This is a genomic window from Fodinibius sp. (assembly GCF_041642155.1).
Lineage (GTDB): Bacteria > Bacteroidota > Rhodothermia > Balneolales > Balneolaceae > Fodinibius.
Window position 1 is genome coordinate 51,613 of the sequence record NZ_JBEPWZ010000001.1, and the last position, 25,899, is coordinate 77,511.

A 25,899-nucleotide genomic window follows, 5' to 3' on the forward strand; every position below is an offset into this window, starting at 1 on the left:
TGGGTGTTTTATGGGTTGGGTGTCCATCTTGCATAGAATTATTTTTTTCAACTACCTATTAATAGTTTGTTCAGTTTGCCGAGCATATAACTCAAGCCCTCTTGGGTACGGTCTTTATATTCTTCCCATTTGGGATCCAAGGTGTGAACGAGAGTCAGCCGGCATCCGCTTTCAGCAGGTAGAATCGTGATAGTCACTACGCTCTCATCTCCGGCCTCAACATCAACACCCCAGGTGAAAACCAGCCGGTTCGGGCGTTGAATTTCCCGATAGGTGCCCATATGGTTGATTCTCTGGCCATCCCGGTCCACTACATAAGAGAACTGTCCGCCTTCCCATTCCAGGGTTTTCCAAGGTTCAACCCGGCCGCTGCTTTTAGTGAACCAGAATGTTGAAGTGATATCCGGATTGATCATCGCTTCAAAAACCTCTTCAACGGGCTTTCGGATAAGCATTTGCACTTGTACGAGTGGTGGATTTTGTGTACTTATAAAACTGTCTGTTTATCGATTAGTCATTTTTGTTGTTGTCTTCCTCGGCCAAAGCCGCTTCCAGGGCATCCAGCTTTTGAGACCAGAATCTGTGATAGCGTGCCGTCCATTCCGCCACCTCTCGCAGCTTGCGGGGATCGGACCGGTATAACCGTTTACGGCCCTTTTTTCGAATCACGACCAATCCACACTCATCCAGAATCTTCAGATGCTTGGAAACAGCCGGCCGCGACATTTCAAAGTTACTGGCTACATCTTTAACCGGAAGCGACTGATCCGCCAGCAGATCGATAATCTCACGCCGCGTCGGATCGGCGATGGCCTGGAAAACATCTCGTTGCATATATATCAGGGATTAAGCATATTTACGTAACTGTTCGGTTACTAATTTACATGTAACTGATCAGTTACGCAAATCTTTTTTCGTCTGACAAACTATTTCCGTTGAATTATTCTGCCAGGAGCAACCAGAATCAACGGTGATAAACGCCCCCAAACATACCGTATGGGGGATATCGCTGATAGATGGGGAAACCCAAATCCGGACCGTGAAAAGTATGTCAAATATGCTATCTTTTACCGATGGTAACTGTAGCTTCCTATTTTGCATAGCACAAAGCAGCGGTGTAAGAAAGTAAGACCCCCATTTATTATGAATTGCCCTAAGTCATTATTACTTCTTTTGATGTCAGCCTCAATCATTTCATGCGACGTTAAACAATCCCAACAAGAAGTTGCTCCTGTCGAGTTAAAATCCTATCCCCGGACTGACAAGAATACAACGGTGGTGGATGATTATTTTGGCACAGAGGTGCCCGATCCCTACCGCTGGCTGGAAAATGATACCTCGGCGGCCACCGCCAAATGGGTAGAAGCGCAAAACGAAGTGACCTTTGACTATCTCTCGCAAATCTCTTTCCGATCTCCACTTCGGGAGCGTATTGAAGAGTTATGGAACTATGAAAAATACAGCGCCCCGTTCAAAGAGGGCGGGTGGACATACTTCTATAAAAACGACGGGCTGCAAAATCATTCGGTGCTCTATCGCCAGCAGGACGATAGCGAGCCGGAGGTATTTCTGGATCCCAATACGTTTTCCGAAGATGGAACCACCTCGCTGGCCGGCATCAGCTTTACCAAAGACGGAAGCCAGGCGGCTTATATGATCTCCGAGGGCGGTTCGGACTGGCGCAAGGCGATCGTTGTGGATACGGAAACCAAAGAGCAGGTCGGTGATACGCTGAGAGATCTCAAATTTACAGGTATCGCCTGGAAAGGAAACGAGGGCTTCTACTACAGCAGCTACGACAAACCCGATGAAGGCAGCGCCCTTTCAGCCATGACGGACCAGCATACACTGTATTATCATGAGCTGGGTACGCTCCAAAGTGAAGACAAATTGATTTTCGGAGGCTCCGAAACACCCCGGCGGTATATCGGGGCATCAGTAACGGAAGACCAGCGTTTCCTGGTTATTTCCGCCGCCCACTCAACCAGCGGAAACGAGCTTTATATTAAGGATCTCAGCAATCCGGATAGCCCGATTATGCCAGTGGTTAAGAATATGGACCACGAACACAGCGTCCTTGCCAGCGAGGGCGATACCCTGTACATTCAGACAAATCTCGATGCTCCCAATGAGCGCGTGATAACGGCGGAGGCAGCCGATCCGGGCCCTGAAAACTGGACTGACCTTATTCCGGAGACCGACAACGTATTGGATGCTTCTACCGGAGGGGGCAAGATTTTTGCTCATTACCTGGAGGACGCCACTTCTCTGGTGCAGCAATACGGAATGGATGGAGAGCTGGAGCGTACGATTGATCTTCCGGGCATGGGGTCGGCCCGGGGATTTAGCACAAAGAGAGAGGAAGACGAACTGTACTATACGTTTACCTCTTATATTTATCCGCCGACGATTTTCCACTATGATATTGCCTCGGGAGCGTCCGAAGTATACAAGGAATCCGGCGTGGACTTTGATCCGGAGCAGTACGAATCGAAGCAGGTGTTTTTCACCTCCAGGGACGGCACCCGCGTTCCTATGATTATCACGCACAAAAAAGGAGTGGAACGCAATGGCGAAAACCCTGCCCTCTTATACGGATATGGCGGATTTAACATCAGTCTCACCGCTTCTTTCAGCGTGGCTAATATCATCTTACTGGAAAACGGCGGCATTTATGCCGTTCCCAACCTGCGGGGCGGTGGAGAGTATGGCAAAGAGTGGCATGAAGCCGGCACCAGGATGGACAAGCAAAATGTGTTCGATGATTTTATCGCCGCCGCCGAGTATCTGATTGATAACAACTATACGTCGTCCGAGTACCTGGGTATTTCGGGACGTTCAAACGGGGGGCTGCTCGTGGGAGCTGCGATGACGCAGCGTCCCGATCTCTTTAAAGTCGCCTTGCCCGGCGTAGGCGTGCTGGATATGCTGCGCTATCACCAGTTTACGGCCGGGGCGGGCTGGGCATCGGATTATGGTACCGTCGATGACTCGGAAGAGATGTTTAAGTACCTCTACGATTATTCGCCCTATCATTCGCTGGAACCCGGCACGGAATATCCGGCAACGCTTGTCACGACGGCCGACCACGATGACCGGGTGGTGCCGGCACATTCGTTCAAATTTGCCGCCCGTCTTCAGGAATACCATGAGGGGGAAAACCCGGTGCTTATCCGTATCGAAACCAAAGCGGGTCACGGCGCCGGCAAACCGACCTCCATGGTTATTGTCGAGCATGCTGATACCTGGTCCTTTTTCTTCCAGAATGTTGGTGTGGCTCCCGGGTATTAGGAGTAAGGTGTTGAAAACTATCCCAAAGGGATACCGGAAAATATAATTTTCTGCCTGTTTCAAGCTACCTGACCTTTGAAATTTTTTTCACAATAGGGTCCACGCTTGAAACAACGTTGATCAATATCGACGCTTATCGCCACTGGATATTGAATAGGTCAACCATTTTATAAGTTATCTTACAGATTTCTTCACTTTCCCATTCCATATTGCTGTCCGGGCAGCAGGGGCTGCAGCCAGGCCATCTCCTGTTCTCCTTCCACAAAGTAGTTTTCTTTACGTTTCGAGGAGATCACTTTGGCCCGTACATACAGCTCATCTCCCTGAAACTCATAGCTTGCCTCATTACCTGTCGTCTCCTGCAGTACCGTCCCGATATTTTCGCTGTATTGCCGGGTTCGGTCTTCCCGCACCTGGCCCTCCGCATCCACATACGGTTCACTCGACGGGTCGTATCCCTCACGGGTGCCGATAAAGCGGATCGTATATTCCACATCCTCTTCCGGATCGACCTTTACCGTGTACCTGCTGCCGTCCGAATAGATCTCCTGCATTTCCACACCACTGCTGGCATAAAAATCCCCTTTTTCCAGTGCGCGCACGATATGTTCGGGCGTAAGGTATCGCGACCGGACCCTGACCCATCCTCTGCCAGGCCTCGCCGTCTCGGAATCACTTTCTTCATAGTGGTGGGCATCGTCAACCGCTAGCCCGTAAACCGGGGGGAGATCGAGTTCTCCCAGCCGTCTAGTCAGCACAATGTCCCACACCCGGTCCAATCCCTTACTACCGTCATCGCTGCCAAAGTTGAGAACCCCTCGATGCCCGTTATAGACCTCAAAGAGCCGCAGGTTTTCGACCGGGGCCATGTCTTCCGCAGTGACTGCCTGGCCAAAATTGGGGTGATTCAGATGGGGTAGCATGTCCCGTCCCGTTTCCTTGCGCTGCTCCATTACCGCATCCATATTAAGGCGGATCGTCTCTTCGACGGTCTCCCCGCTCCGGGGCTCAATAAGGTCCCTGATATTGGTCGCGTTTACATGGATCACATGCTGGCTTTCGGTAATCTCCTCGGAATCAATCAGCTGAAACCGGCCGGATTGCTCAAACAGGGCCCGAACCTCGTCCAGGGGCTTGAGTCGTACCTCCAGCTCGCCATCCACCTGGCGGGTTTCCACCCACTCATCACCGAACCGCTCCCGGTACAGCTCATAGACCTCCATACCGCCGCCCCTCCCGGCAAGCGGGTTGGTTTCGGGATTGATCCATCTTTTCCCCCGCTGCAGGATGTTGTGATCGGAGAGCGCAAGGAAGTGATAGCCGTGTTCATAATACCACTGGGTCGCCACCTCCGGAAACTGGTCGCCATCGCTCCAGAGTGTATGGGTATGCAGGTTGCCCTTCCACCAGTAATAGCCGTTTTCATCCGGCTCAGGGGGATCGTACTGTCCCGCGTCAGAACGAAAACTATAGTCGACCTTCTTGTGCGTGTGGTCAGCGGTGTGCTCATGGTCGTGGTTGTGGTCATACTCATGAGTATGACCGCTCTGTCCGCACACCACCTCTGCCTGCAGCAAAAGCACCAGACCGCCAAGGGCGGACATCAAAATAACAAATGACTGTTTCATAGCTGTTTTTTATAACTTTATTGGATATTGCTAGTTAAAAGAACTTCTATAGGGCTTTGCAAAGCTGTTCTTGTGGGCAAGCTCTGTATTTTCGCGAATTCAGAATCCTCATTTATGCCTTATATTCAGCTGTTTTGAATGTGCTCAGACTTTGATATTTCCCGATACTTCGGGACTGGTTTTTCAAAGTTCTCTGCTGTTTTATTCACCAGTCCAGAATGGATTGGTCCTCCGCCCTGATGGTCGTGGAATAGAAAAGATAATTTCAGGATGGTAACCCGGCCAAACTAATCACAATGGGTAGTCAAAATAAAATAAATAATAAAGGACTATCAGGTCCTGCAACCCCATGTAACTTTGAGCCGTGACGGGCATCCTACTTGTTCGCGCTTTTTCCACCGAGACTCATGGTGGGATAATCAGACATCGCATATGTTACCCGGGCATTTTTATTGATATCGGTTACCTTCATAACGGTCTTGTCCCCGCTTTGCCGGTCTTCGGAGGTCATTTCCATCATCATGCCGTAGGGATAGTTGTCCGGAATTTTGCCCCTCACCTGCTTGGCATTGGCGTTCGCCTTGAACATATTCTGCATTCCAAGCGTCTCATCCCGGCTCACCCACACTTCGACTACGCCATCGCTGTTTTCCGACCGGTAGCCATCACATTCATAGCCCTGAATAGTTTTGTTTCCGATTTTGGTGTACCCCTGCCACTCGTCTACTTCATCCCAGTCTGTTTCTTCCGCCTGACGGGTTTCGGCACTGCTCTCTGGATGTTCCAACGCCTGTTTCCAGTCGTAGGCAAAAGAAAATTTGTCATTTTCATTTTCCATCAGCATCAGCATGGCGGCGTTGTTAAAATCATAGACAATAAACAGGTCTCCCTCATCCTGACTCATGCCCTCCCCGGAAAAAAAAGTGCCGGTATACCTTTCGTCTGTATTGAAATGCATCTCCATGACGACCGGCGGGTCGGACTCCCCATCTTCTCTAATGGTTTCAATTTCCATCGTCGTAATGGTGTCAAAATGATAGGCATCCTCTGTTTCCACATTGCTGCCCATAGAAAAAGGTACGCCCATGCCCCCGTACGCGCTGTCGGAGGATATATCCCCGAAAACAGCATTCCACGAATCCTCCACCATCTGGCGGGAAGCTTTTTCTACCTGGTCGCTTAGCTTTTCTTCCGCTTTTTTCGATGCTGCCTCTTTCGCCTTGTCCTTCAGCCGGTTGAATAGCTGGGCTTCAGCATCAATAACAAAGGTGACCGACATCAGGCTGGCTGCCAGTATTATAATAAGATATCTCATGATATACTCTCTTTTTTTAATTTTTGAGAGCTTTGCAAAACCGTTCTTTTGACCAATTCCGGCGTTATCGATCGGTTGAAGTCCCCACATATAGGGTATATGCTGCGATTCCAACCTCCCCGAGGCCTTGACTTTTCCCGATGCTTCGGGACTGATTTTGCAAAGATTCTCATTCTTTTGAACCTGTAATCTACAAAAGATACGATTAAATAAAAGACAAATTGTCGGGTATCACTAAAATATCACTACCTTTGCCACTGCAACACATAATTTCGGTTCTTTGACGTTAAATTATTTTGTATCTTTCATTACTTATGAATTACGAAATCATCAAACGGTATATACGGGAACCGGTCAACAGCCTGACACACGGCCTCGGGGCCATAGCTGCTGTTATCGGTCTGATTTTACTGCTCTATGAAGCAATCACCCGGGGTTCGATAAACCACCTTATTGCCTTTTCGATGTTTGGGCTCAGCATGGTCCTTCTCTATACCTCCAGCACGCTCTTCCACGCCCTTCCGGTAAAGGAAAAAACGCTGAAGCTCCTGCAGAAGCTGGATCACAGCATGATCTATGTACTCATTGCCGGTACCTTTACTCCCATTTGCCTGCTGGTACTCGAAGGCAGCTGGAAGTGGGGATTTTTTGCAACCGTCTGGACGCTGGCGGTCATAGGCATTATCAAGAAATTAGTGTGGATAGAAGCGCCCCGCTGGCTTTCTACCTCTTTCTATTTGGGGATGGGCTGGCTGGCCGTCTTTACGTTTCCGACCCTCATGGAGAAACTTCCGCTGGCCTTTCTCATCTGGATTGCCATAGGCGGACTTGCATACACGCTGGGCGCGATTATTTATGGCATTCAAAAACCAAATCCCGTTCCCGAGTGGTTTGGACATCACGAAATCTGGCACCTGTTTGTACTGGCCGGTACCTTCTCGCACTTCTGGGCTATCTATTACTATTTGCCCGGCTATGCGGGATAGACAAAGTGTTAAGCACGACGTATAATATTTCTTAGGTTGCTGTCTATCTGTCTCCGAAATGCTGGTATTCGTATGCGTACAATCTTATTGCTACTGTTGTTCTGTTGGGGAATATATGCCGCCACCCCCGCCCGGGCACAATTCTACCCCACTCAATACCGCCCGGCACAGCAATGGGAGCAGCTAACAACCCCTCACTTTAACCTGGTATATGCCCGCGGCAACGATTCTACAGCCCTGAAAATGGGACAGATACTTGAAGAGCAATACCCCGGCGTTCAGCAGTTGGTAGGGGGACAGCTAACCGGGTTTCCCATTATCCTTAATGACTATAATGACCGCTCTAACGGCTTCGTCACTCCCATCCATTTTCGCTCTGAGATCGAGCTACCGCCTATCAAGGGGAAATCAATGAACCCGCGAACCGGAGGCTGGCTCGAGAATGTGGGTCCCCACGAACTGGTCCACGCGCTCCAGCTCAGTAACCTTGGCAAAAAAAATCTACCCCATCTCGTCAGCTTTTTTTCTCCTGATTTGGCCCGTTCTTTTCACGGGGCGATCCCTTCCGGCGTTACCGAAGGGATCGCCGTCTACCACGAAACAGAGGGGGTCTCTCCGGGCGGGGGACGAGGACAATTTCCGATCTTTACCAACCAGTTCGATGCGGTGTTTGACAGCGATCAGCGCTGGTCTATGGGACAGATGATACAGATCTCCTCCAACACGCGCCCCTTTAACCGGCATTATATCGGCGGACACGCTTTTACCGACTGGCTGCAGGAGACCTATGGCTACGAAACCACCCGCGAGACCCTCGGCTTTTACCTGAACTACCCTTTCCTCGGATACGGCGTGGCACTGCGACATACCACAGGCTCCTGGCCGGGCCAGCTGTACGAACAATTTGAAAAAGATAAGCGGCAATCGTTAAACGACCCGCCGGAAGCAGCCGCTCGCCCTCAGGCCCTATCCATTCCTTTCAAAGGACGTGAAATTCGGCGGCCCCAGTGGCTGTCCGATTCCACGCTCGTCTTCTACGGATCCTTTTATAATGCACGCCCCGGGTTTTACCGCTATAACCTACAGTCCCAAAAAATAAAGCGGATCGTAACCACCAATTCGGTCGGCGACTACCGCTACGATCTTACCGCAGACCGGTCAGCCATGGTTTATAGTTTTTACGATTCCGACCCCCTTTACGACCATACCTATACAGCGGAGCTGGCGGAATACGATCTTTCTACCGGTACTCGCCGGCAGCTCACCGAAGGGGCGCGGCTATACGCGCCGCAATACGACAATAACCGGCTGCTGGCCCTGCAAACGCGTCCGGCTTCCTCGGCATTGGTTTCGGTGCGCCGGGACCGCACCACCTCCGAAGCTATCCCATTACTCTCTTCCGGAGCCTATGAAATAACCGCGATCGCCCGCCATCAGGATAAGAAACGGCTGGCTGTTATTGCCAATAAAGGGGGCTTGCAGGGGTTGTGGATTGCTGGCCGGGACAATCCGGAACAGGCCTTATCCCGAGCGCCGGATATCTCCTTTGAAAACGGCGCTGTTTTTGACCCCGAATGGCACCCGGATGGCGATAAACTGCTCTTCAGCAGCGGATTCTCCGGCATCCACCAACTCTATGAATATAACCTGCGGGATGACTCCGTTATCCAAATCACCCGAGCAGGCTTCAATGCCTTTGAGGGAGCCTACAGTCCCGGTGGCACCCGCATCGCTTTTATTCGGCAGCATACCAATGAACGCCTGCCCGTTGTTCTCGAGCGCTCCCCCGCACCGGGAGATACTGTTTCCGTATCGCTCTGGAAACCCTCAGAAACCAAGGCAGCAGCAATGCGGCGTTCTGCGGTCTCCGACTCCGTTGTCACCGCCTCCGAACAGTGGAGCCGGGAACCCTATTCTCCCGGCTCCAGCTGGCTGAAGCCGCGGACGGTCTTGCCGGCGGTCCACGAGATTTCTAACAGAGGCCGCTACCAGATAGGACTCTCGCTGCACAGTAATAATTTGTTGCAAAGCCAGGCCTATTCCGCAGAAATAAGTTACCTGGAGGAACAGCTGTGGTACGACCTGTCCTACGAAAACAAGCAATTTTATCCGGGCTTCAACATGCGCCTCTATAGCGAACCCTCCTATTTCAGGTTCAACACGACACAAAATAATACCGTCACCCTGCTCCGCGAGGACCGGTCTCTCGCTTTCAGCGTCCCATTCGATTTTCAGCTTGATCAAAATGTTTTCTCCACTTCCTTTTTCATAGAGCCCGAATTTCGTTACTCACAGATACGGTTTCGTGATGTCGGACTGGCCAGTAATATATCCGACTTCGCCAACAGTGCTGTCAGTAACCTGTACGGGCAGTTTAACTTCCGGCTGCAGCAGAATATCCGGGATGTTCAACCCAACAGTGGACTGGTGCTGTATTCGAAACTCGAGCACTTCTGGAGTACCTCTGATCTTCGGTTCTCGAACGGGCAGGATGAAGTTGAACTGACTTTACGGCAACCTACGGCCCTTCAGGGCGGTATCATTGGCTTTCTGTCCCCGCTCCGCCGATGGAACCAGTCGCTGCGCCTGGAGGTGGAGGGACTTACCCAGTCGGGGCCTGTTTTTAACAACCAGTCGCTGGTCTCGGATGCCTTCTCCGAACCGGTTCTCGCTACTTCCGACAACCTTTTGAGCCTGTCAGCCCACTACACCATCCCCCTTCTTTTTGCCGATGACGGCGGGTTTTTATTACCGTTCTACCTGAAAAATCTGTATCTGGTTGCGTTCTCCAGTTCGGTAACGGATCCTGCGGTTGCGGACTGGCGGGAACAGTCGCGGTCTGTATATGGGTTAGAGCTGCGAACAAGATTCCGGATCTCCAACTTGTCTTTCGATCTTGGAATCGGCTACGGTTACGAACCCACGCGGGAAAATCACCATATTTACTTCGGAAGCTTTTAAGGTTATTATTTGTTACACTATGATATCGTAATCTCCATGTTCAACTAAGCTCTGTTATGACGACCAGAACAATTTATCTTCTATCTTCTCTGTTAATACTACTTCTCCTGGGGAGCTGTAGCCAGTCAGAGCCAGAAGAAACGGAAACGCTCCGTCGAAAGAGTCCGATTGCCATTGCCAAGGTACTTCACCATCCCTCTGACACCTACATCAAAATTATATATGGTCAGCCTTACAAACGGGACCGCGATATTTTCGGTCAGCTTGTGCCCTACGATAATATTTGGCGCACCGGTGCCAACGAGGCGACCGAACTTACCACTACCCACGACATTCGTTTCGCGGGAGAAAAACTGGAGGCAGGGACTTATTCTCTGTTTACGATTCCCCGGGAGGACGAGCCGTGGACGGTTATTTTAAACGGCGAGCTCGGTTTATGGGGCGATTTTGATTACCAGCAGGAGCATGACGTGCTTCGCGTCGACGTTCCCGCCGAGCAAAAGGAGTCTGTTGCAGAAGCGTTCACCATTCAGTTTTCCGATGTGGTGGATGATTCTACCAATATCATGCTGCAGTGGGACCAGACCGAAGTGCGTATTCCGATTGCATTTCTCGCCTCCGGATCCGGGGCGGGGGAATGAACATCGCACAACAACCCCAGCTTAAGAGGTTAAACGTTAACTCACGATACATGCAAAAAATCTCGAATAATTGCCCACCTTGTACCTGAGCTCTCAATTCCAGAAGCGGTAGGGTAGCCTGACAGGGCCGGAGAGGTGTTTTCATCGTTATTAACATGCCGGTTTTTATTAAAAGAGATCTTCCAACTCCATTCAAAAGAATAAAAACATATTGTTATATTGGCTACCTTAATTTTAGGGAATGAAATATTTCTCTTTGCCCTCTCAAAATCTTTAATAAATCAAAGATGACTTATACTTTTTGGGATTTTTTGCAGCTGATAGGTGCACTGGGAATCTTTATCTACGGGATGAAGGTGTTTAGTGACGGGCTTCAGAAAGTTGCAGGCAATAAGCTCCGGTCCATTCTCAAGGGAATGACCAGTACGAGATTTCGCGGAATCCTTACCGGGTTTACCACCACAACGATTACGCAATCCTCCTCGACCACGACGGTTATGGTCGTAAGTTTTGTAAATGCCGGATTGATTACCTTTATAGAATCCACGGGAGTGATCATGGGGGCCAACATCGGCACTACGGTCACCGCCTGGATGATCTCTATTTTTGGGTTTAAAATGCAGATTACGCCCCTGGCTATGATGCTCATCGGCATCTTTTTTCCCTTCATATTTTTTGGCCGTGAAAAATTGCGGAACCTTGCCGAAGCGATGATCGGTTTCGGAATCCTGTTTATTGGACTGGATTTCATAAAAAACGGGGTGCCGAACATCCAGGATAACCCCGAGATGTTCATGTTTCTGGATCAGTTCACGGAGTTTGGCTTCGCCTCTATTTTAATTTTTATTGTGGCCGGCACCATCCTGACATTAGTCACCCAGTCTTCTTCAGCGGCCTCCGCTATTACGCTTGTAATGCTGTTTGAGGGCTGGATTGACTTTCCCATTGCAGCGGCCATGATCCTCGGTGAAAACATCGGGACAACGGTCACCGCCAATATCGCTGCCGTTGTCGGAAATGTTTATGCCAAACGAGCCGCCCGGTTTCACTTTGTGTTCAATATATTCGGGGTAATATGGATGCTCATTCTGATGCAGCCTTTCCTGATGGGGATAGATGCAACGATGAGCTATTTTTCTCCGGGGGCAGGTTCTATCCTCCACGCGACCGATGAACTGGGTCGGGCCAATGCCACGTTGGCCGTTTCGCTGTTCCATACTGTATTTAATATAGCCAACGTGTTGCTACTTGTTGGTTTTGTACCGTATATCGTTCGGATTGTAGAGAAGTATCAAAAAGAAAAGGAGGATACACAGCATCGGCTGCAGTATATCTCTTCCGGGATGATGTCTTCTCCCGAGCTGTCGATGTCACAGGCTCACAAAGAGATAGAGCTGTTTGCCAAACTGGTGGAAAAAATGCACTTCAGCATGCAGGGACTGTTGTTTAACAAGCAGAATAAGCAAGAGCAGTTTCTGAAGAAGATTGAGAAAAGAGAAAAAATAACCGACAACATTGAGCTTGAGATCGCTGAGTACCTGACTAAAATTTCCAGTTTTACACTCACAGAAGAAGCCACCCGGCGCATTCGCGGCATGCACAGCATGATCAACGACCTGGAAAGAGTGGGAGATATTTATTTTCAAATGTCAAAAACATTTGAACGGATGCAATCTGAAGGAAACGAATTACCTGACCATGCATTGGAAAAGATTGGCAGGATGCTTGACCGGGTACACGATGCCATTCGCAATGTCCGCGAGAACCTCTCAGGGGATAACGGAGACATCGATCTGGAAAAATCCCTGCACCTTGAAAATTCCATCGATTTGTATCGCGACGAGTTGCTGGAGTTTCATTATGCTCAGCTTGAGGATAACGGGTACTCAAACCAGGTTGGATTTGTATTCCTGGATTACCTGAACCGGTTAGAGAAAATCGGGGATCACCTTTTTAATGTAAATGAGGCCATTGCCGGCAAGAAAGTAAAAGCCGCCTATGAAAGAGTGGTCGAGGAACGAGGCTAGCCATACGAAGCATCGGCACGTTTTTCGAATCCAAATTTTTTCGGACTTTGAATAGCGGTTGGACATGCTTACTAAAGCCCTATAATATATGATTGATCGGAACCCCGATCGCGGATGTTTCAGCGTTATTACTTCACCTTTTCCAACAGCTCATCCGGCACGTCAATATCCATGCGCAGCAAAGTTGCAGCGTGGGTTTTTCCCTGGGCATCGAGTTTCAGGGAAACCGTACCTCCACCGCCCAGGCTGTCGTTCAGCACAAAGTTCAGCGCATCAATGTTGGGCATCTCGTAACGCTCAACCTCTCCATTACAGATATGTTTCATATGCTCTTTCACCACCTCGGCCGTGAGGATATCTTTGAGAAAAGGATACACAGCCGGGTGACGCGCAATAATCCCTATATTGCTTTTATTTCCCTTATCCCCGCTGCGTCCGTGGGCAATATCAATGAGCTTAACCTGTGCCATACTATATGATCCTTGAGTTAGTTACCTGCTGATGTGTAATCAAGATAACTGGCCGGAGGAGTACCTGCAAAAAAAGTCTGATAATCGCAAACGATTTTTCTATCAGCTTGGTTGTACAATCTCACTAATACTTCAATATTAAACTAAAATTATTTATGAGCTACTTAGACAAAATTACGGATATCTACGATCACATTGCCCAGGGTACGGCCTTGGACGCTTTTGAAGAGTATTATGGCGAAGATGTAGTTATGGTATTGGAAGACGGTACCGAAGTGGAAGGGAAGGACACCAATCGCGAACGGGAAAACGAATTTTTTGACAGCGTGGAAGCTTTTCACGGCATAGAGGTTACCTCTATTACCTCAAATGAAGAGGAAGCCACCACGGCCGTTGAATCTGCCATGGATGTCACGTTTAAGGGTGGTGACCGTGTTAGTCTGGAGCAGGTCGCCGTGCAGCACTGGGATGGCGATAAGATCGCCAGGGAGCGATTTTACGCCACTCAGTAAAGAATAGACATCCATTCCTCATTGAATAGCTCCCTGGGCTCAGGGGGCTATTTTTATGCGGGGTCGGCCCGGACAATTCCACCCGTCAATCACATTCATGCTGGAATGGCCAATATCATTCTATAGTCCGGCCTGTCAGGCACAATCCCGGTCTTTTCATTTCTTCAATCATATCAAGTAATCCACATATAACCATAATTCACTTTCTTTTTTTCGCAAAGGTTTAGTTTATTATAGCCGACCGGATGATCCGGCTAAACAGGTTATTATGTATTGTTTATTATATATTGTGAAAGCCGATCAGATCCTCCTTATATTTTACCCAGATCAAATCCCTATATTAATTAATATCTTTTCTTAGCATGAGCAAGCCGAACAGAGTTGTCATTACCGGGTTAGGAGCCCTTTCTCCCTTAGGCAATAACGTGGATGATTTTTGGAATAATCTGAAGAACGGTGTCAGCGGCGCCGATTATATCACCCATTTTGATCCCTCGGAATTTCGCACGCATTTTGCCTGTGAACTCAAGGATTTTGACGTTACGGAGCATCTCGAGCACAATACAATCCGCCGCTCCGATCCCTACAGCCATTATGCACTGGTGGCTACTCAACAGGCGGTAGAGGATTCCGGACTCGATTTCAACGAAATGGATCCCTTTGACAGTGGCGTCATTTGGGGAAGCGGCCAGGGGGGGATGTATACCTTCGAGGAGGAGGTCAGAAACTATGCCGATAACGATTACTCCCCCCGCTTTAACCCGTTTTTTGTGCCCAAGCTGATTATTAATATGGCCCCGGGACTTATTTCCATGGAATACGGCCTTATGGGGATCAATTATGCCACGGTTTCGGCTTGTGCTACCTCGAACACAGCTATTATGGATGCCCTGAACTATATCCGCTGGGGAAAGGCCAAAGTGATTATCACCGGTGGATCGGAGGCCGGCATTACGGAAGCATCGTTCGGCGGGTTCTCGGCGATGCGTGCCATGTCCCAGCGCAATGACGACCCCAAACACGCCTCACGTCCTTTTGACAAGGACCGCGACGGTTTTGTGATGGGCGAGGGAGCGGCTACCCTTATTTTGGAAGAATATGAGCACGCAAAAGCCCGCGGAGCCCATATATACGGGGAGGTCACCGGCGCGGCCATGACGGCCGACGCCTATCATATGACGGCCACCCATCCGGAAGGCAAGGGAGCTTCGGTAGCCATGAAACAGGCACTGGACGACAGCAATCTCAATCCCGAAGACGTGGATTATCTCAATACTCACGCTACTTCTACCCCGATGGGCGATGCCAGCGAAACCAAGGCAATCGCCCGGGTATTCGGCAAAAAACCTGATCAGCTGTCCGTCAGCGCCACAAAGTCAATGACGGGGCACCTGTTAGGCGCGGCGGGTGCTATTGAGGCTATTGCAAGCATAAAGGCGATTAATGAAGGCGTTATTCCGCCGACCATCAATACGGAAACCATTGATGAGGAGATTCCATCGGGACTTGATATCGTACTGGGCGAGACGCTCGAAAAAGAGGTCAATGTGGCCATGAGCGATACCTTCGGCTTCGGGGGCCACAATGGCATTGTGGTATTTAAGAAGGTATAAACTTCTCCACGATGCATCGCTTTGACAACCGGCAGAATAACTTACTCACTCCAGGGGGGCACGACCCCGTTCACCCGGCCATAGGCTATCGCCTGTCCCACATGCTCGCTTTTATGGGTAATCAGCTGCATGAGTACCGCCTGCCCGTTAACCGTCCTGCCGTACAGTTCTGTTTGTTCCTGTAACTTGGATTTCGGCATTGCTTCAATCTGCCCCTTTACATATTCAATTGACCGCTCCAGTATCTCCACAACATCCTCTTTGCCGGTAATAGACTCAATATTATCGACCTCCACATCGTCGGGGACGGTAAAACCAAGCGAATTCTGCAGGTAATAGAAGTTATAGCGTGCGATATGGGTATACACTTCCTCCACGGAACTGACGCCCTCTGCGGGACGCCAGGAATAAATCTCAGCGGGCATGGCTTTCGCCAGGGAAAGGACCCGGGAAGCATAATCAAAATGCTGGCTAAACTGCTTCTTGAAGTTATTACCGGTTTCCTGGGCTTGCGTGGTTTGCACGGCTGCCATCAATATCAAAAGCGATAAGAATAGGCTGGATAATGTTTTCATAATTATACTCCCTGAAAGTTTTAAATTTGGCTGTCGCTCATTTAGCTGAATCTCAAAAAAAGTAAGTAATCTCGGTTACTTTTCATTTCCTTTTGCCATTTCCTCTATTCCTGGCAGTATACCCCTGCAATCAATTCCCACGAAGATACCCCGGCACCGAATAATGATCGAGTTTAAATATAATTAGGAAGCGTCTGTTATGTCACCGAGACACGGATATCAAAATGTCACCCTGCCCGTAGTTCGTTAATTAGAATTTTAAATAACAATTATAGCCACAGGTTACCAACTGTTATGCTATTTTGCCAATTTCAATAATTTCCTCATCCATCCCTTCAGCTCTTTCTCTTACCTGGGTTGCTGACCCCGCATCCACAATAGCTATAAGTCCGATTCCCAGGTTAAATGTGGCCCTCATATCTCCTTCGGGGACATTCCCGAGATTCCGGATAAGTTCAAAGATGGGAGGTTCTTCCCAGGCTCCCCATTCTAACTGAATAGTTAGTTCATCTGGAACCACGCGCTTGGTGTTACCGATAATTCCTCCCCCCGTTACGTGCGAAAAACCGTGAACCCCATCTATCTTCCGCAGTTCACGGATAATGGGTAAATAGGACCTATGGACTGCCAGCATCGCTTCGCCGACCGTCATATCCAGTTCATCTACGTGATCATCGACCTCATATGTGGAAAACAGGACCTTCCGAGCGAGTGAATATCCGTTGGTATGCAGGCCGCTACTGGGAAAACCAAGCAGTAAATCTCCCTTCTGAATATGCCGACCGTCAATAATCTTCTCACGATCGATTATGCCGACGATGGTGCCGGCCAGATCGAACTCGCCTTCACTGTAAATGTCGGGCATTTCCGCGGTTTCTCCCCCGATCAGAGCGACCCCGTTTTGCCTGCAGGCCCGGGCAAACCCTTGTACCACCTGGTAGCCGACCTCCTGTTCTAACTTACCGGTTGAAAAATAATCCAGGAAAAACAGGGGATCGGCTCCACAGACGGCAATATCATTGACACAGTGGTTTACCAGATCCTGTCCCACCGTATCATACCTCCGTGCTTTGAAGGCTACAATTAATTTGGTCCCCACCCCGTCAACGCTACTTACAAAGACGGGATCGTTATAGCCTGTTAAATCGGGATGAAAAAAACCACCAAAACCCCCGATGTCACTTAATACTGCATCGTTGTGGGTTTGCCGGACCATCCCTTTTATCGATTCCACCATTTTTTCCCCGGCTTCAATATCGACACCGGAATCTTTATAGGTAAATTTCTTTGATTGTGAACTCATTTCGGATAAGTGGTTTGGCTTTTAAGCTGATAAGAATATAGAAAGTTTAAGGCTGCTTTTTAAGGATTATTTCTCCACATTATCCACCGGAATACATGATATATACTAAATAGATATTATTTGTAGTACATTGTAGAGGCTGTGGATAAGTGGAGAACTTTTTGATCCACAGCCTGTTTGTACAAAATAACAGATTGTGGATTACTTTGTTGATAAATACCTCAATAAAAACAATCACTTAGCCCGAATCCAAATAAGTTATCCACATTATTCTACAAATGTATGGTCAAGTTTTTTTAGTTATCGGCAGTGAAGGTTTACTGTATAACCTGTGGATAATAGAATTTTTTTGTTGAAAGCTGTGGATAATTTTTGTTGGTTTTGAATGGTTTGTTCTGAGAAGAAGTTATACACACAATTATCCACACACTTATTAACAGTATTGACTATGAAAATTGTGATGCAAAGAGTTTCCGAAGCCTCTGTTTTCATTGATCAAGAGCAGATTGGTCACATTGGTCATGGACTGCTACTACTGGTGGGGATTCATGAAGATGATCAGGAAGAACACATACCGTGGCTGGCTGATAAAATTTTAAAACTTCGCGTTTTTGATGACGATGAGGGGAAAATGAACTGGTCTGTGCAGGACGTAGAGGGTGAAATACTGGTGGTTCCCCAGTTTACCTTGTATGGCGATTATGAGCAGGGGAACAGGCCCAGCTATTTTACTGCAGCGGATCCTCAAAAAGCGGAAAAACTCTATGAGAACCTGATACAATATTTTAAGTCCCACTGTGGGTTGAATATCGAAACAGGACGCTTTGGTGCCTATATGGATGTACAGCTACACAACGACGGACCGGTTACCCTGGTGTTGGAACGATAATTCTGAAAAGACTAATTAGTTAGTAAAAGATATATTGATAAAAACACAGACACAGGATACTTTTTGAACATTACTTCGGTGCAAATTGTGTTTTAAAATGTTGTATGGATAATATTTAGCCAATGACTGTCATATTTCTGTTCATCGATGGGGTGGGATTGGGAAGAGAAGATGATACAAATCCCTTTTACCATACTGATTACAGGGGTTTTCCAGCCTTGGCGGGGGATCAGTTCTTGTCAGAAAAGGCGGATGAAATCCTCGAAAAGCAGCATCTTTTTAAAAAGGTGGATGCCACCCTCGGTATAAAGGGCCTTCCCCAGAGTGGTACAGGGCAGGCTACCCTGCTCTCAGGAGAAAATGCGGCTAAGGTAATAGGAAGACATTTTGGGCCGTATCCCCATTCACGGATAAAATACCTGTTAGAGGAGCAAAGCCTTTTTTTGAAGGCTCAACAGCGGGGAAAAAAATGCCACTTCATGAATGCTTATCCTGATATTTTTTTTCAGAAAGCGGAAAAGAGAAACCGGTGGAGCTGTACTACACTAATGGCGAAAAGTGCGGATTTAGCCCTAAACACAACAGAAGAGGTAAAAAAAGGAAAAGCCCTAACTGCCGAGTTAACACAGGAGACCTGGAAGGATCAGCTTCACATTCAAGTGCCGGTCATCAGTCCGGAAGCAGCGGCGGATAGATTAATTAAACGATCAGTTAATTATGATCTGTTATTGTATGAGTATTATTTAACAGATAAGGCAGGTCACAGCCAGGATAAAAGCAGAGCCGACTGTTTTATTCATACTTATGATCGCTTTTTATGGCAGTTGATTGAGCAAAAACCGGCAGACACTTCAATTGTATTATGCAGCGATCACGGGAATGTGGAAGATTTATCCATAAAGACACACACCTATAACAAGGTACCTTTAGTGTGTATAGGTCCGGGCGCCTCGATCTTTACCGAGGCTGAAAGCATACGGGACGTTACACCGGGATTGCTGAAACTGTTACAAACCCCATAAGTTTACTAACTAAATAATTAATTCGTTTATAAGAGGACTCCCCGCGGACTGGATAGTCGAACGCAGAAATATTAAGCAGAAGGTTAAGAACGTAGGGGGAGCGTATAGGTGTTATTTTGATTTTATTTTACGGTTATCCCAGGTGGAATAAGCTCCCCGATATATCATGGCATATGATCTCTGAGCGAGAACTCACCTTGTAATTTGCGCTTACCCGCATGCAGCGTGAGCGTCCTATGTGAGGGATGTATGAAAGAGGAATGATAGCGCTTTTTTACATTTATTAATTGGTTAATTATTAGGGAGAATAGTGGTGATTCGGGTAAAAATCTCTTCAATGGATCCGGTACCGTCGACTTCCTGGACGGCTCCTTTCTCCCGGTAGTAGTCAAGTACGGGCTCGGTTTCTTCCTTATATACCTTCAATCGCTTCTTGATGCCTTCCCTGGTGTCATCGGTTCGCCCTTCGCCGCGGCTTAAAATGCGCTCAATAAGTTCTTTTTCCGGTACCTGGAGCTGTAAAAATGCCGTTAAAGTTTCATCATTCTTTTCAAGGATCTCATCAAAAGCTTTTGCCTGGGAAACGGTACGGGGAAATCCGTCCAGAATGTATCCGTCATCATATTTATCCTCCTGCAGTTCTTCTTTAACCAGGCCAACTACTTTTTCATCGGGTACCAGATCGCCGGCGTCAAGGATAGCTTTCACTTCTTTACCAAGCTTGCTTTCATTTTTGATGGCCGACCTGAAAATGTTTCCCGTGGAAAGGTGGGGGATGTCATATTCTTCACTGATCAGACTTGCTTGGGTTCCTTTACCGGCACCCGGGGGACCAAATATGATGATGCGCATAATGTTATGTTTAAAGTTTGTCTTATTAAATTGAGAAAGGCCAATAATAGCGTTATCTACGGGTATATTCAATAATAAATGATTTTACATTGCTCGGATCAACAAGGGTACATTTACCATAAGGATACAGCAATGCACCCTACACCTTTGTGAAAAATCCGGGCTAAGCCCGACACCTCAAAAAAAGAACTTTGTCAAGTTTAGATGCCGGGGTTATTCCCCTTTGTTGTGTTTTTATGTAATTATCATTTAGCTACGTTCAACTACTTTCTCGCGTTCAATTCTTAGCTGACCGAAGCCAAAAATTTGACAGCGTCGGGAATGCGGGATACGGGTATTATGCTGTGATCATAAGATAATGTATATTACCGAAAGCTATCTGCTATTCCACCTATCCACATATGATAATCTATCGGTTGATGTGCATGAAGCGTCTGGCAGAACAAGAGAATCAACGACTTAAGGATAATGGCATGGAAACTGGAAGTTAGCAGTTTGGAGATTATTTTAATCAGGTACTATGATATAGGCCTTTAATACCTTATTTCACATCGTATGCTATCAATGAATGCAGAAGCATTATGACCTGGGAAGAAGTGTTCAGTTATATACGGGATATTTTAAACTTCCGCATATTTAGTGTCAGTGAATCTCCGGTAACGGTAGGTTCAATACTGATTTTTTTACTGCTTATTACTTTTTTTATCGGAGCTGCTATTTTGGCCCGGCGGGCCCTGAACCGCCGCGTATTCAAGCGCATTAAAATTGATGCCGGGACCAGCTATACGCTTTCACGCATTACCCAGTATGCAATTATTACCATCGGTATATTAGTCTCATTTAATTTTGTGGGGATTAATTTAAGCAGCCTCACCGTGATCTTTGGACTGCTCTCGGTAGGGATTGGTTTCGGGCTGCAGAATGTAACGGCTAACTTTATATCGGGACTAATTATCCTTTTTGAGCGACCCATTAGTGTGGGAGACCGTGTTGTGGTGAGTGATATTGAAGGGGATGTTACTGAGATCAATATTCGTTCAACCATGGTGCGAACGGTCAATAATATTTTTATCATTGTGCCGAACTCCGAGTTTGTCTCCAAGGATGTGATCAACTATTCTCACGGAGACCCCACCTACCGGCTGGATATCGATGTAGGCGTATCCTATGGGTCGGATCTCGACACGGTTTTAAAAGCATTGAGAGAAGTGGCTGAAGAAAATAGCAAGGTGATGCGAAAACCCGAACCCGAGGTGCATTTCATTGAGTTTGGGGAGTCCTCCTGGAACATGCAGCTCCGGGCCTGGATCCGCAACGTAAAAGAGTACCCGGGTATCAGAAATGAGCTTAACCAGGCCATCGTGCGTAATTTCAAAAAATATGGGGTGGAGATTCCGTTCCCCCAGCGCGACCTGCATGTGCGGAGTTCAGTGAAGCTGCCGATCGATGATGGACAAGAATAAATTGATTTGGCGGATGAGGCCGTTTCACTTCTGGGGGCCGGACCGGCTGTTCCCATCTTTTAGCTGTAATCCTTCCGTAATATCGTTATTTTTCCCCTATCTATGAAAACAACCGGATTTATAGCAAGGCGGTATCTTTTTTCCAAGAAGCATATTTCACTGATATCCACACTGACGGTTATCAGCATAGCGGGCGTAACGGTGGGCACCGCCCTGCTGATCGTGGTGTTATCGATATTCAATGGTTTTTTTGACGTCATAAAAGGCTTTCTGCTGCAGAACGATCCCGACATTCGCATTGAATCGGTTGAACAAACGTCCTTTCTCTATGCCGGAGAGATAGAAGATAAACTGTCGGATATTCCGGAAATAACGGCCGTTTCCCCCTTTGTGGAAGGAAAAGCCCTGATGGTTCAGGATAAGGATAATAATAAGGTGGTACAGGTCAAGGGAGTGGACAGGGAAGCGTTTTTTCGGATTAATGATCTGAGTGAAAATATCGTCTCGGGCACGTCGGACCTGAGCGTGCAAGATGGCACGCTTGGGATGCTGGTGAGCGAGCAGCTGATGGGGGAACTGAACCTGCACACCGGGGATGAAGTCTCGATTTTAAGTGCTAACGGGATGCGTAAGTCCCTGACCCAGTTTTCCCTTCCCCGGAACTATCGATTCGAGGTTAGAGGAAGTTATTCCCAGATTCAGATTATAGAAGGAGCGGCTGTATATGTGGATATGGAGGCGGCACAGCGTCTTTTTGAGGTCAGGAATCAGGTTTCGGGGGTCGACATCCGACTTGAGGATCCAGCGGCGGCAGACCGCACCAAAGACCTGTTAAAGTCTGATCTGGGGGAAAGTTTTCAGATCTCCACGTGGTACGACCTGCAGCGTCCGCTCTACGATATCATGTACCTCGAAAAATGGAGCTCCTATGTCATCCTTATGATTATCGTCATTGTGGCCGTTCTGAATATCATCGGCTCCCTGACTATGATTGTTATTCAGAAAAACCGCGATATCGGGGTACTGCAGACCATGGGTTTTACGCCGGCGGATATAAAAAATGTTTTTGTACGACAGGGGCTCTATATCGGACTGATCGGCTGCGTTATTGGCGGGGGACTCGGTTTGCTTTTGAGCTGGATGCAGCAACAGTATGGACTGATTAAGCTCTCGTCGGCTTTTATAATCGATGCATACCCGGTAAGTATCGAAATGGCGGATGTGAGTATTGTACTGGCGGGCAGCCTGCTGCTTTGCCTGCTGGCCAGCTGGTACCCCGCCCGGCGTGCGGCATCGGTGGCACCGGCAGAGGCCATTCGCTATGATTAGGGAGACCGGAGGGTAGTATTCCATTTAGTGTGTCTGGTTCCTCCTTGCACTAGGTTAGGAAGCTAATACATTTGCGTTAATATTCCGTATTTGGAGAAAGGCGGTGGCAATAGAGTCAAATGGTGCCGTCGGGACGGCTATACCGCCATGATGGGCCCATTTCATGGAATCGCAGCGGTGTGCTTTATCCAAAACGCTCGGAAGAAGCCGGATCTTGCTTACGCTCGAGTTTTCTAAGATGAAATTCGGATAGAGGGGGATCCGAATGCCATAAAAAGGGGATGGACGGTTAAGCCCACCCCCGGAGGGTTTATGAAGCTACTCATTAATTGAGATGTTGCTCTCAATCCCCACTTGCATAACTCAAAAGGAGTACTACTTATTGCTTGGATCCTGCAAACCGATTCTTTTACACATCTCCGCGAGCTGGTCCAGCTCATCACTGGAGAGACACTTGAACTCCTGCATTATATTTTCGAGGTGCTGCGGGAAGTAAGAACTGATCAGATCTTCTCCCTCTTCTGTCAGGTGAATAAGCATTGAACGGCGATCCTGGGGATTTCGCTGGCGTTCCACCCAGCCGCTTTTCTCCAGGTTGTCAACAACCAATGTGATATTGCCCCCGCTTTTGAGCAGTTTTTCGCCCAGAGCCTTCTGGTTAAGGGGGCCTAAATGAAGGAGCGCCTCCAGCACACCGAATTGACTGACTGTAAGATCCTGCTCAGCGAGCTGGCGATTCAGGCGATTATTTATCGACTCAGATGCACGCATTAGTTTTATAAATGCATTTAGCGTCTTGACCTCTTTTTTATTTCCTTGGTAATGCGTGCCCATTAGCTTAGAGAATTCTGCTTTATAATATAATTTTTATAATGCACTAATATACAATTTTGTATGCCAAATACATTAAATACTATAATGGATCGTTACGGGCGCATGGTCGGAGAGGTCCCACGCCCTTTCTATGGTCGCTATTTGGGCGGCGTCCAGCAGTTCCGGTGAGCTCATATGGTAATCAATACGCCATCCCTTATTCCGCTCCTTGGAGGCCGCGCGGTAGCTCCACCAGCTGTAGAGGTCGGTCTCTCCCTTATGGAGACTACGATAAACATCCTCGAAACCGGTCTCGAGCAGCTTCGACACCCACGCCCGTTCTTCGGGCAGAAATCCCGAGGTGTTCCTGTTCCGCCTGGGATTGTGGATATCGATGGACGTGTGACAGATGTTAAAGTCGCCGCAAAAAACCACGGGCTTATCACGGTTAAGATAATTCCGGGCAAAAGGAAGAAAGGCATCCAGGAAGTCTATTTTCAGCTCTTGCCGGACATCGCCGGTTGTGCCGCTCGGGGCATAAATCGAAAACACCGTGAGCTCTTCAAACTCCGCCATCAGCACCCGACCTTCGCGGTCAATCCAGTCTACGCCGATGCCTTTGCGAACTTCAAGAGGCATCTCCCTCGAAAGTATGCCCACCCCGGCATAGCCTTTCTTTTCGGCCGTATGATAGATGCCGTGATAATCCATTTCCTGGATCGGGGCCGGGACCTGGTGCTCCATGGCCCGAAGCTCCTGCAGGCAGATGATATCGGGCTTACTGCGGGATACCCAGTTCGTAAAGCCTCTGCGGTGTGCCGCGCGAATGCCGTTGACGTTGAGGGAGGAGATTTTGAGCATGCCTCTGTGGTGTTGAGAAATGATTTTTTGGGTTACGCTGTCGTTTGTTCTATAGTGTTTTGCTTAAAAAGCCCAGAAGGTTTTACAGAGCTCTTTTTGGTTTCGATATCGTGGCATAACACTCACGTTGTCACTTCGTATTGTTTTCCGGATCTCCCTGGGAACGAGAAATTCGAGCTGAGAGCGAGACGTTCGAGGCCAACGACATTTTCACGACTTACTTTTCACAATAGCATAATTCCGCTTGCCGACTTTGAGCGTGAATTCCGTATCGGCTCCAAACGTCACGCGGTAGCCTTTATCGGAAATTTTTTCATCATCAATAGTGATGCCGCCCTGTTTGATCAGGCGCTTGGTTTCCCCGTTACTGGAAGTGAAGCCGGCCTCGGAAACAATATCCAGCAGGCGCACCTCGGTTCCGGCCTCATACTGGAGGGTGGGGGCGTCGTCGGGGATGGCGTTGCCGATGACGGTCTGTTCGAAATGGGTGCGGGCAGCCTTTGCCTGCTCCTGTCCGTGGTACATCCGGGTGATGGTCAGGGCCAGCTCGTGCTTGGTATTGCGCGGGTCTTCCCCCGCTTTTCGCTTGTATTCGGGGAGCTTGTCCACCGGAATATCGGTAAGCAGCTCAAACCAGGGATAAATGAGGTTGTCGGGGATGGAAAGTACTTTGCCATACATATCATTGGCGGGCTCGGTAATACCGATGTAATTGTCGTACGATTTTGACATCTTTTTGGTGCCGTCGGTCCCTACCAGCAGCGGCATCATGAGGGCGATCTGCGGGTCCTGTCCGTCATCCTTCTGGAGCTGACGACCCACCAGCAGGTTGAACTTCTGGTCGGTGCCGCCCAACTCCACATCCGAATGCAGGTGCACCGAATCCTGTCCCTGCGCCAGCGGGTAGAGAAACTCGTGCAGGGAAATAGGTTCATTGTTGTTATAGCGTTTGGAAAAGTCGTCCCGCTCGATCATCTGTGCCACCGTTAGCTTCGAGGAAAGCCTGATGACATCTTCAAATCCCATGGTCCCCAGCCATTCGGAATTATAGACGATAGAGGTCTGCGATTCGTCCAGGATCTGTGTAGCCTGGGCCAGATAGGTGGATGCATTTTCCCGGATCTCTTCGCGGCTGAGAGCGGGGCGCGTTTCATTTTGTCCCGTCGGGTCCCCGATCAGGGCGGTAAAATCGCCGATAATGAGGATCGCCTCATGGCCCAAGTCCTGGAACTGGCGCAACTTTCGAAGAATGACCGAGTGTCCCAGGTGAAGGTCGGGACGTGTGGGGTCGCATCCCAGCTTTATTTTGAGGGGTTGATTTTCCTTTTTTGAATGCTTCAGCTTTTCA

At 48.4% G+C, this 25,899-nt stretch carries 22 protein-coding genes; 11 read left to right on the forward strand and 11 right to left on the reverse strand.

Annotated elements, in window-relative coordinates; all coding sequences use genetic code 11:
- Positions 1 to 47: 47 nt before the first annotated feature.
- Positions 48 to 455 carry an SRPBCC domain-containing protein gene (locus ACESLU_RS00220; RefSeq protein ID WP_372633457.1) on the reverse strand — a complete coding sequence of 136 codons (408 nt, stop codon included), beginning with the start codon at positions 453 to 455 and terminating at the stop codon, positions 48 to 50.
- Positions 456 to 510: 55 nt separating this feature from the next.
- Positions 511 to 834: an ArsR/SmtB family transcription factor gene (locus ACESLU_RS00225; protein WP_372633460.1), complete on the reverse strand. Its 324-nt coding sequence runs from the start codon at positions 832 to 834 to the stop codon at positions 511 to 513.
- A 342-nt stretch (positions 835 to 1,176) separates the two neighbouring features.
- Between ACESLU_RS00225 and ACESLU_RS00230 the strand changes: the two genes are divergently transcribed.
- Positions 1,177 to 3,291 (forward strand): prolyl oligopeptidase family protein, encoded by a 2,115-nt coding sequence (locus tag ACESLU_RS00230; protein ID WP_372633462.1) that lies wholly within the window; start codon positions 1,177 to 1,179, stop codon positions 3,289 to 3,291.
- A 191-nt stretch (positions 3,292 to 3,482) separates the two neighbouring features.
- Here the strand turns inward: ACESLU_RS00230 and ACESLU_RS00235 are convergent, their stop codons facing one another.
- Positions 3,483 to 4,919, reverse strand: a complete 1,437-nt coding sequence (locus ACESLU_RS00235; protein ID WP_372633465.1) for a hypothetical protein — start codon at positions 4,917 to 4,919, stop codon at positions 3,483 to 3,485.
- Positions 4,920 to 5,295: 376 nt separating this feature from the next.
- Positions 5,296 to 6,234 (reverse strand): DUF4412 domain-containing protein, encoded by a 939-nt coding sequence (locus ACESLU_RS00240; RefSeq protein ID WP_372633467.1) that lies wholly within the window; start codon positions 6,232 to 6,234, stop codon positions 5,296 to 5,298.
- A 314-nt stretch (positions 6,235 to 6,548) separates the two neighbouring features.
- On the opposite strand from ACESLU_RS00240, the gene ACESLU_RS00245 reads away from it, so the two are divergent.
- The 4 genes from ACESLU_RS00245 (at position 6,549) to ACESLU_RS00260 (ending at position 12,849) form a co-directional block, all read left to right on the forward strand.
- Entirely contained in the window at positions 6,549 to 7,220 is a 672-nt protein-coding gene (locus ACESLU_RS00245; RefSeq protein ID WP_372633470.1) for a hemolysin III family protein, read from the forward strand.
- A gap of 72 nt (positions 7,221 to 7,292) precedes the next feature.
- Positions 7,293 to 10,181 (forward strand): hypothetical protein, encoded by a 2,889-nt coding sequence (locus ACESLU_RS00250; RefSeq protein WP_372633472.1) that lies wholly within the window; start codon positions 7,293 to 7,295, stop codon positions 10,179 to 10,181.
- 56 nt (positions 10,182 to 10,237) lie between these two features.
- Complete coding sequence (locus ACESLU_RS00255; RefSeq protein ID WP_372633475.1) at positions 10,238 to 10,822, forward strand: DUF2911 domain-containing protein; 585 nt, start codon at positions 10,238 to 10,240, stop codon at positions 10,820 to 10,822.
- A 287-nt stretch (positions 10,823 to 11,109) separates the two neighbouring features.
- Positions 11,110 to 12,849: a Na/Pi cotransporter family protein gene (locus tag ACESLU_RS00260; protein WP_372633477.1), complete on the forward strand. Its 1,740-nt coding sequence runs from the start codon at positions 11,110 to 11,112 to the stop codon at positions 12,847 to 12,849.
- A 128-nt stretch (positions 12,850 to 12,977) separates the two neighbouring features.
- Here the strand turns inward: ACESLU_RS00260 and ACESLU_RS00265 are convergent, their stop codons facing one another.
- Positions 12,978 to 13,319, reverse strand: coding sequence for a hypothetical protein (locus tag ACESLU_RS00265; RefSeq protein WP_372633480.1), 342 nt, complete (start codon positions 13,317 to 13,319; stop codon positions 12,978 to 12,980).
- A gap of 155 nt (positions 13,320 to 13,474) precedes the next feature.
- On the opposite strand from ACESLU_RS00265, the gene ACESLU_RS00270 reads away from it, so the two are divergent.
- Both ACESLU_RS00270 and fabF read left to right on the forward strand, forming a co-directional pair.
- Positions 13,475 to 13,831 carry a SnoaL-like domain-containing protein gene (locus tag ACESLU_RS00270; protein WP_372633482.1) on the forward strand — a complete coding sequence of 119 codons (357 nt, stop codon included), beginning with the start codon at positions 13,475 to 13,477 and terminating at the stop codon, positions 13,829 to 13,831.
- A gap of 362 nt (positions 13,832 to 14,193) precedes the next feature.
- Positions 14,194 to 15,444: a beta-ketoacyl-ACP synthase II gene (gene fabF / locus ACESLU_RS00275; RefSeq protein ID WP_372633484.1), complete on the forward strand. Its 1,251-nt coding sequence runs from the start codon at positions 14,194 to 14,196 to the stop codon at positions 15,442 to 15,444.
- Between the two features lie 41 nt (positions 15,445 to 15,485).
- Here the strand turns inward: fabF and ACESLU_RS00280 are convergent, their stop codons facing one another.
- Positions 15,486 to 15,977, reverse strand: a complete 492-nt coding sequence (locus ACESLU_RS00280; RefSeq protein WP_372633486.1) for a DinB family protein — start codon at positions 15,975 to 15,977, stop codon at positions 15,486 to 15,488.
- 334 nt (positions 15,978 to 16,311) lie between these two features.
- Positions 16,312 to 17,322, reverse strand: coding sequence for a phosphoribosylformylglycinamidine cyclo-ligase (purM, locus tag ACESLU_RS00285; RefSeq protein WP_372633488.1), 1,011 nt, complete (start codon positions 17,320 to 17,322; stop codon positions 16,312 to 16,314).
- Positions 17,323 to 17,770: 448 nt separating this feature from the next.
- Between purM and dtd the strand changes: the two genes are divergently transcribed.
- Together dtd and ACESLU_RS00295 are read left to right on the forward strand one after the other, a co-directional pair.
- On the forward strand, positions 17,771 to 18,211 hold the full coding sequence (gene dtd, locus ACESLU_RS00290) for a D-aminoacyl-tRNA deacylase (protein WP_372633491.1): 441 nt from the start codon (positions 17,771 to 17,773) through the stop codon (positions 18,209 to 18,211).
- Between the two features lie 122 nt (positions 18,212 to 18,333).
- Positions 18,334 to 19,233, forward strand: coding sequence for an alkaline phosphatase family protein (locus tag ACESLU_RS00295; protein ID WP_372633493.1), 900 nt, complete (start codon positions 18,334 to 18,336; stop codon positions 19,231 to 19,233).
- A 291-nt stretch (positions 19,234 to 19,524) separates the two neighbouring features.
- Here ACESLU_RS00295 and ACESLU_RS00300 read toward each other — a convergent pair whose 3' ends face one another.
- Positions 19,525 to 20,085, reverse strand: a complete 561-nt coding sequence (locus tag ACESLU_RS00300) for an adenylate kinase (protein WP_372633496.1) — start codon at positions 20,083 to 20,085, stop codon at positions 19,525 to 19,527.
- A gap of 581 nt (positions 20,086 to 20,666) precedes the next feature.
- Here ACESLU_RS00300 and ACESLU_RS00305 point away from each other — a divergent pair.
- Both ACESLU_RS00305 and ACESLU_RS00310 read left to right on the forward strand, forming a co-directional pair.
- Positions 20,667 to 21,548, forward strand: coding sequence for a mechanosensitive ion channel family protein (locus tag ACESLU_RS00305; protein ID WP_372633499.1), 882 nt, complete (start codon positions 20,667 to 20,669; stop codon positions 21,546 to 21,548).
- 102 nt (positions 21,549 to 21,650) lie between these two features.
- Positions 21,651 to 22,877: an FtsX-like permease family protein gene (locus ACESLU_RS00310; RefSeq protein ID WP_372633501.1), complete on the forward strand. Its 1,227-nt coding sequence runs from the start codon at positions 21,651 to 21,653 to the stop codon at positions 22,875 to 22,877.
- Positions 22,878 to 23,252: 375 nt separating this feature from the next.
- Here the strand turns inward: ACESLU_RS00310 and ACESLU_RS00315 are convergent, their stop codons facing one another.
- From ACESLU_RS00315 to tyrS, 3 genes are all read right to left on the reverse strand, one after another.
- Positions 23,253 to 23,711 (reverse strand): MarR family winged helix-turn-helix transcriptional regulator, encoded by a 459-nt coding sequence (locus tag ACESLU_RS00315; protein ID WP_372633504.1) that lies wholly within the window; start codon positions 23,709 to 23,711, stop codon positions 23,253 to 23,255.
- Between the two features lie 72 nt (positions 23,712 to 23,783).
- On the reverse strand, positions 23,784 to 24,551 hold the full coding sequence (locus ACESLU_RS00320; protein WP_372633507.1) for an exodeoxyribonuclease III: 768 nt from the start codon (positions 24,549 to 24,551) through the stop codon (positions 23,784 to 23,786).
- 210 nt (positions 24,552 to 24,761) lie between these two features.
- Positions 24,762 to 25,899, reverse strand: a 1,138-nt coding sequence (gene tyrS / locus ACESLU_RS00325; RefSeq protein ID WP_372633509.1) for a tyrosine--tRNA ligase, incomplete at its 5' end; no start/stop codon positions are given.

Excerpts from the sequence above, each read along its gene's own strand:
- ACESLU_RS00220 (WP_372633457.1), bottom strand. The coding sequence starts at position 455 with ATGCTTATCCGAAAGCCCGTTGAAGAGGTTTTTGAAGCGATGATCAAT.
- ACESLU_RS00225 (WP_372633460.1), bottom strand. The coding sequence starts at position 834 with ATGCAACGAGATGTTTTCCAGGCCATCGCCGATCCGACGCGGCGTGAG.
- ACESLU_RS00230 (WP_372633462.1), top strand. The coding sequence starts at position 1,177 with ATGTCAGCCTCAATCATTTCATGCGACGTTAAACAATCCCAACAAGAA.
- ACESLU_RS00235 (WP_372633465.1), bottom strand. The coding sequence starts at position 4,919 with ATGAAACAGTCATTTGTTATTTTGATGTCCGCCCTTGGCGGTCTGGTG.
- ACESLU_RS00240 (WP_372633467.1), bottom strand. The coding sequence starts at position 6,234 with ATGAGATATCTTATTATAATACTGGCAGCCAGCCTGATGTCGGTCACC.
- ACESLU_RS00245 (WP_372633470.1), top strand. The coding sequence starts at position 6,549 with ATGAATTACGAAATCATCAAACGGTATATACGGGAACCGGTCAACAGC.
- ACESLU_RS00250 (WP_372633472.1), top strand. The coding sequence starts at position 7,293 with ATGCGTACAATCTTATTGCTACTGTTGTTCTGTTGGGGAATATATGCC.
- ACESLU_RS00255 (WP_372633475.1), top strand. The coding sequence starts at position 10,238 with ATGACGACCAGAACAATTTATCTTCTATCTTCTCTGTTAATACTACTT.
- ACESLU_RS00260 (WP_372633477.1), top strand. The coding sequence starts at position 11,110 with ATGACTTATACTTTTTGGGATTTTTTGCAGCTGATAGGTGCACTGGGA.
- ACESLU_RS00265 (WP_372633480.1), bottom strand. The coding sequence starts at position 13,319 with ATGGCACAGGTTAAGCTCATTGATATTGCCCACGGACGCAGCGGGGAT.
- ACESLU_RS00270 (WP_372633482.1), top strand. The coding sequence starts at position 13,475 with ATGAGCTACTTAGACAAAATTACGGATATCTACGATCACATTGCCCAG.
- fabF (WP_372633484.1), top strand. The coding sequence starts at position 14,194 with ATGAGCAAGCCGAACAGAGTTGTCATTACCGGGTTAGGAGCCCTTTCT.
- ACESLU_RS00280 (WP_372633486.1), bottom strand. The coding sequence starts at position 15,977 with ATGGCAGCCGTGCAAACCACGCAAGCCCAGGAAACCGGTAATAACTTC.
- purM (WP_372633488.1), bottom strand. The coding sequence starts at position 17,322 with ATGAGTTCACAATCAAAGAAATTTACCTATAAAGATTCCGGTGTCGAT.
- dtd (WP_372633491.1), top strand. The coding sequence starts at position 17,771 with ATGAAAATTGTGATGCAAAGAGTTTCCGAAGCCTCTGTTTTCATTGAT.
- ACESLU_RS00295 (WP_372633493.1), top strand. The coding sequence starts at position 18,334 with ATGACTGTCATATTTCTGTTCATCGATGGGGTGGGATTGGGAAGAGAA.
- ACESLU_RS00300 (WP_372633496.1), bottom strand. The coding sequence starts at position 20,085 with ATGCGCATCATCATATTTGGTCCCCCGGGTGCCGGTAAAGGAACCCAA.
- ACESLU_RS00305 (WP_372633499.1), top strand. The coding sequence starts at position 20,667 with ATGACCTGGGAAGAAGTGTTCAGTTATATACGGGATATTTTAAACTTC.
- ACESLU_RS00310 (WP_372633501.1), top strand. The coding sequence starts at position 21,651 with ATGAAAACAACCGGATTTATAGCAAGGCGGTATCTTTTTTCCAAGAAG.
- ACESLU_RS00315 (WP_372633504.1), bottom strand. The coding sequence starts at position 23,711 with ATGGGCACGCATTACCAAGGAAATAAAAAAGAGGTCAAGACGCTAAAT.
- ACESLU_RS00320 (WP_372633507.1), bottom strand. The coding sequence starts at position 24,551 with ATGCTCAAAATCTCCTCCCTCAACGTCAACGGCATTCGCGCGGCACAC.